At 42.6% G+C, this 6,014-nt stretch carries 3 protein-coding genes; 2 read left to right on the top strand and 1 reads right to left on the bottom strand.

Annotation, left to right across the window (positions count from 1 at the left end; all coding sequences use genetic code 11):
* Positions 1-46: 46 nt before the first annotated feature.
* Entirely contained in the window at positions 47-1,270 is a 1,224-nt protein-coding gene (locus tag LNTAR_RS21600; protein ID WP_007280900.1) for an RsmB/NOP family class I SAM-dependent RNA methyltransferase, read from the bottom strand.
* A 52-nt stretch (positions 1,271-1,322) separates the two neighbouring features.
* On the opposite strand from LNTAR_RS21600, the gene LNTAR_RS26270 reads away from it, so the two are divergent.
* Entirely contained in the window at positions 1,323-3,089 is a 1,767-nt protein-coding gene (locus tag LNTAR_RS26270; RefSeq protein ID WP_007280899.1) for an FAD:protein FMN transferase, read from the top strand.
* Positions 3,089-5,866: a M16 family metallopeptidase gene (locus LNTAR_RS21590; RefSeq protein WP_007280898.1), complete on the top strand. Its 2,778-nt coding sequence runs from the start codon at positions 3,089-3,091 to the stop codon at positions 5,864-5,866. Before LNTAR_RS26270 ends, LNTAR_RS21590 begins: the two co-directional genes overlap by 1 nt.
* The last annotated feature ends 148 nt before the right edge of the window (positions 5,867-6,014 follow it).

Genomic DNA, 6,014 nt, shown 5'->3' with positions numbered 1-6,014 from the left:
TTATTTCTCTATCCCATGTGATATAGATCGCTATTTGCTCGATGTATTATTTACGTTGAAGTGTAGCTGCGAAGGCGCCGTCGTGTTGAGGACAGGGGTAGAGCTGGCGAGATTCGCTGAGTTCGAAGTCGGGGTGGCTCTTGATGAAGTTTTCGACTTGTTGGATGTTTTCGGCGGCTTCGATGGAGCAGGTGGAGTAGCAGATACGTCCGCCGGCTTTGAGCATTTTTGCGGCTTGCGCAAGGATTTCTGCTTGGAGTTCAACAAGTTCATTGACTTTCTTTTGAGAGAAGGACCAGCGGGCATCGGGTTTACGACGTAGGACGCCAGTATTGGAGCAGGGAACATCGAGCAAAATGGCATCGAATTTTTCTGAGTAATCGGAGCTGCGGGCATCAAGGCACTGAACTGTAACATTGCTTTGATGAGCGAGGTTTTCGCGCAGGCGTTCTAGGCGTTTTTCTGAAATGTCCGAAGCAAAAACTTGTCCAGTTCCCTCAAGCAGGTGCGAGATCATTAGTGTCTTACCGCCGGGAGCCGAACATAAATCGGCAATGACTTCATCTTTTTGCGGTTTCAGCAAAGAGATGCAAAGGCTCGTGGCGGGGTCTTGAATATAGAAGTTTTCTTGTGGAGTTTGAGAAATGAATTTTGCTGCATCATTGATTTTATAAAACTGAAAGGGTGAATCCCATGCCAGATCTTCTAAGGGAGATAAGAGATCATGATTATCGTAATTGATCAGGCGGCAGTTCAGTTCAGCTTCGAGGCTCAAAGTGGAAGCAAAACTTTGCACTTGTTCAGCAGAGAAACTCTTCTTCCAGTTTTTTTCGAGTTCGCTCCCCAAATTAAGGTCGTTTTGCGCCTCTCGCAAAAGGTTTTCCTTTTGATCCACGAGCTTGTGAAAAAAAGAGTTGAGGAAATTAGCTTCATGTTTGGAGAGAATCTTTTTTGCGGCCTCGACTGCGGAGTCCGCAAAACCCTGAGGAGTGATCTTATCCATATAGAGCATCGCGGCCATCGAGGGGAGAAGCAGGTGCATAACGCGACCACGCGGACGTTTTTGGCTGAGTTTTTTGACGATTTTTTCGAGGCTTTCTTTTTTGCGAAAGACGCAAAGGCAAAGTTGGCTCGCACGCTTGAGGTCACTCTCGTGATTACCACTGCGACGCAGACGGTTCAATTCGAGGTCAAAATTGTGGGATTGCGTCCAATTTTTCAGGACTTGTGTCGCGAGGCTGAGAGTTTTGAATGTTTTATTGTCTTTCATAGAAAAGGGCTTAAGTTTGGGCTTATTATTTTAAACAAGTGAATAGGGTTTTGTGAAAAGTCAATTTATTGAATTCGGGCTCGACTTAGTGGCGCGAACTTTTATGTATACAGTGCCATACGATGGTGCGAGTGTAGGGGTCTTTTTGGGTAAGCAAGCGAACGTGCAATTGACTTGGCTCGCAGGAGCTGCGGGTTTCCAGGCTTTATTCATGTATTTATTCATTTTGTCGAAGCGACCTGAATTCACTAAGCAGCAATGGGCGAATTTTGGACTTTTTTCTTTGCCCGCAGTAATCCTAGTTCTCTTTGGAACGGATTGGTTTCCCGTATTTGGAGCAAGGGGACATGGCTGGGCCTGGTTAGGTGGCGCGGCTTTATTATTTATGGGCTTCCGCCAGCATTTAGATTCCATGCAAATCCCCACAAACTTGTGGCAGGCACAAAAGGCTTCAAAAGAAATTGAAAAGCATAGTGGCTTGAGTCTGAGTAAGAAGGCTTTAGTCGCCAGTTTGCTGGCCTTGCCCTTCTTAGGTCTCAACGGTATCACCTATGCTGCGGCAATTCTCGTTTTCCTCTGCATTTTCAGGGTGGATGCGCGTAGAGCTTGGTTGGTATCTTTGATCATTTCGTCACCCGTCTTATTTATGAGACAACTCAGTTCGAGTGCAGACTTTTTTAATCAACAGGTTCCCGACTTTTTACCCATCGTACTGGTGTATCTCGTGGGGACAGTTTTAGCATTCTTTGGCGCGGTTGTGACTGAAAAAATATTGCTTGGAGGTAAAGAGCGCCAATTAGCTTTTGCTCAAATGATTCCAGCCATGCTAGTTTTAGCGTTTACCGCTCACTTTGAAAAACGCCATGTTTTTTCTGGTATGCCCGTTATGGGGACTGAAGCCAAATTGATTGTATGGGGAGACGAGGGCAAGGCGCAGAACGTTCGTAATGAGATGTTAGAGATCTATGCCAAGATCAATGATTCCTTGAGTCTCTATCAAGATGATAGCGAAATTAGCTTGCTTAATAAGTCGGCACACTTAGAACCGGTTAAGTGTTCTGACTTACTTTGGGAGAACGTCATTTTGGCGAAAAGTATGTACGATTTAACGGAAGGGAACTTTGATGTTACAGTGGGTCCTTTGATGCGTTTGTGGGGTTTTTATTCAAAGCAAGGTGAAGCTCCGAGTGATCAAGAAATTGATGAGGTCTTAAAAATCACTGGCTTTGACAAAATAGTTTTAGATCCTGAGCAGAAGACGGTTTTCTTCAAAGTTGAAGGCATGGTTTTAGACTTTGGCGGGATTACCAAGGGTTACGCTGTAGATAAAGTGATTGAGATGTTACAGAAACGAGGTTATGAACGTGGCTTAGTTGATCTCGGTGGAAATATTCGCGTTTTAAAAGAGTCACCGCCCGATCGAGAGTTTTATCCCATGGGGATTCGCGATCCTCGCAATCAAGCGCATCAGATCACCCGAGTTGATATGTTGAATAATGCGATTTCAACGAGTGGCAATTATGAACGTTACGTCACTTATAAGGGTGTTCGTTACCCTCACATAATTAACCCTAAGACGGGCCGTCCGCAGATGGGAGTGGACTCAGTCAGCGTTATTTGTCCAGAAGCTGTGTATGCAGATGCACTTTCTACGGCGTTTTTTCTTGGCGGAGAGCAATTGTTGAATAGATTAGATGGTACATTTAAAGAATTGTCGGTGATGATGTTGGATTTTGATGATAAAGGACAATTAGAACAATCAATTTTACGAGGCCCTCATGTGGAAGGCTGTCAGTTAAGTTTAAGAGGAGAAAAGTAATGCGTTTTGTTTTATTAGTATCACTATTGGTGAGTTTGGGTTTAGGAGCTAAAGAAAAGCTGCCTGTTGATAAAAGTTTACAGTTGGGTGAACTCAAAAATGGCATGAAGTACATTTTGCGCCACAATCAGAAGCCTCCAGGCAAAGTATCGATCTATTTACATGTGAGCTCGGGTTCTCTCGACGAAGATGAGAATCAATTGGGATTAGCCCACTTTTTGGAACACATGGCTTTTAATGGTTCGGAAAATTTTGCACCAGGTGAATTAATTAAATATTTTGAATCCATTGGTTTAACTTTTGGCATGCACCAAAATGCTTTCACTTCTTTTGACCAAACAACTTACTCTCTCGATCTTCCTTCAACGGATAAAGCAACTGTAGATAAAGGTTTGCTTTGCATGTCAGATTTTGCCTATCGCCTTAGCTTAGTTGAGTCAGAAATTGACCGTGAGCGTGGGGTTATTCAAGAGGAAGAAGTGGCGCGTGATAGCTTGGGTTATCGCATGCTTAAGAAATCCCTACCAGAAATTCTGCCTAATTCCCGCATTGCAGAACGTTTACCCATCGGTAAAATGGAAATCATCAAAACTGCTCCTCGTCAAGCTTTCGTAGATTTTTATAAGAAGTGGTATAAGCCCGATAATACGACTTTGATCATTGTTGGTGATGCCGATATGGAAATGGTTGAGGAATTGATCGAGAAACATTTTTCTGCTTGGCAAGGTAAAGTTGACGAACATGCAAAGCCGGAAGTAAAGGCTTATACAGAAGATCGCGTGGTGATTTTGACGGATCCTGAATTGACGACTTCGGAACTGACGCTTTATGGAATTGAGCCTGAAGTTGAAGTTTTAAAGACTGAGGATGATTACTTACGTTCGCTTAAAGATTCGGTGATTTCTTGGATGGTGAACCAACGTTTAGCGAAATTAAAACAAACAGGTGATGCGGCATTCCTATCGGCTAGTATTGGACGTGGAGATTTATGGAATGCGGCGACCATGAATCATGTGGGAATTACAGCGAAGAATGAACGCTGGGAAGAAGCTGTTAAGCAAGTCTTGACCGAACTCAAGCGTTTGGAGCAACATGGTTTTGACAAAACGGAATTAATCAAAGCCAAGAAAGCTCAGGTGTCTTCATTAGATAAAGCGATTCAAAGTTATGGCAATATGAGTAATGGCCAGATTGTCAGAGGCATTAATAACGATGTGACCGAAGGTGTCTTATCCATGTCTCCCATGCAAGAAAAAATCTATCTCGAAAAGTATTTAGATAAACTTAATCTTGTGCAACTCCATGAAATCTTCTTAAAAAATTATACTAAGGGGCACCGTTTAGCAATGGTGCAGATGCCAAACTCAGCTGAAGTTCCCTCTGAGGCAAAAGTGAAAGAACTTTTGGATGAAATGGCGAAAATTAAGACAGAAGCTGGTGAGTTTGCAGCGATAAAAGACAATTTACTTGAGAAAGAGCCTGTGGCTAAAGATCCTGTCACAGAAACAGTAGAAGAAGAATTGGCAATCACTGAGTTCAATTTTGAAAATGGTTGTGTCTGCCGTCATCGTCACATGGATTATGAAAAGGATCAAGTTTACGTAGAGCTTAATATTGCGGGCGGTGTTTTAGAAGAGAAGGAAAATGAACTTGGCCTAACTCGCATGGCGGGCATGGTTTTAAATCAAGCGAGTTCAAGTTTGATGAGTTTTAGCGATATTCGCGATTGGCGTATCGGGAAGAAGTTTAGCTTGCAAGCGAGCGTCGAAACAACTCGTGTTAAGTTTTCTCTAACTTCCACCAAGAAAGACCTCCCTTATGCCTTGGAGATGCTGCACATGTACCTCACCGATTACAAAATTGATGATAAGCTTTTTGAGCAAACTCGTGAGCAAGCTCTGGTGTCTTTAAAAGAGCGCCCTAAGAATTCTAATGCGATGTTGAGCAAAGGACTCTACGAGAGTGTGTGGAGCCATGAAAAACGTTTGAACCAATTTCTAGGAGAGGAATTTCTTAATTCAGTTCAACGTTCCGTAGTGGAAGCCTGGATACAAAAGATTCTCTATAATAACCCCATTGAAATGAGTATTGTTGGAGATATTAATCTCGAGCAAAGCAAAGCTTTAGTGGCCAAATTCCAAGGTTCATTAGCTAAGCGCCTTGACCTTAAAGAGATTCCGCTCACGATTGGTCAACCAAGCGGTGATGTAGCGGTGAAAGTTCCGGTGCAAACTAAGGATCAAAAATGCCTCATTTTGAGTGGTTGGAATATAACTGAAGTCAATGATAAAGAAGGTTTGGCACTCTTCCTCGCAGGGAAAATCGCCGCCACTCGCTTGTTCAAAGAAATTCGCGAAAAGCGCAATTTAACTTACTCAATCTTCAGTACCTATGCTCCTTCACGCCCCTTGCGTCAGAGCAGTAAATTTTATATTTACTTCACGGCTCAAATCGATAAAGTTGATCAAGCATCCAAAGAAGCGCGTGCAGTCGTTCTTAAACTAAGGGATGAAGGTGTCACTAATGAAGAATTGGATAAAGTTCGCAAACAGATGAAAAATATCTTGGACCAAGAATTAGTGAAGCCAAGCTTTTGGGTTAGTAAACTCGGAGCCCTAGATATTGAAGGCGACACTTTATTGCGCTACAAAACCTTGCAAGAAGATTATGCAGCGGTCACAGCTGAGCAAATTCAAGACTTAATGAAGCGTTGTTTCAAGCAAGAAAAAACCTTCCAAGTGATTACCATTCCGGAGGGAGATAAAGTCGCCAAGTAAACTCAAGACGAGTTTTAAGCAATGCCAATATATCTTTAGGGTCTTTAATATTTTATACATTAAGTTAACGAAAAATGCTCATTAGTTCTTTTTTCGATAAAAACTCACTTTTAAAATCATAAAGTCGATGCTTTGACGTTCATTGTAT

This window comes from Lentisphaera araneosa HTCC2155 (genome assembly GCF_000170755.1).
Lineage (GTDB): Bacteria > Verrucomicrobiota > Lentisphaeria > Lentisphaerales > Lentisphaeraceae > Lentisphaera > Lentisphaera araneosa.
This window is presented reverse-complemented; position numbering and strand designations above follow the sequence as displayed.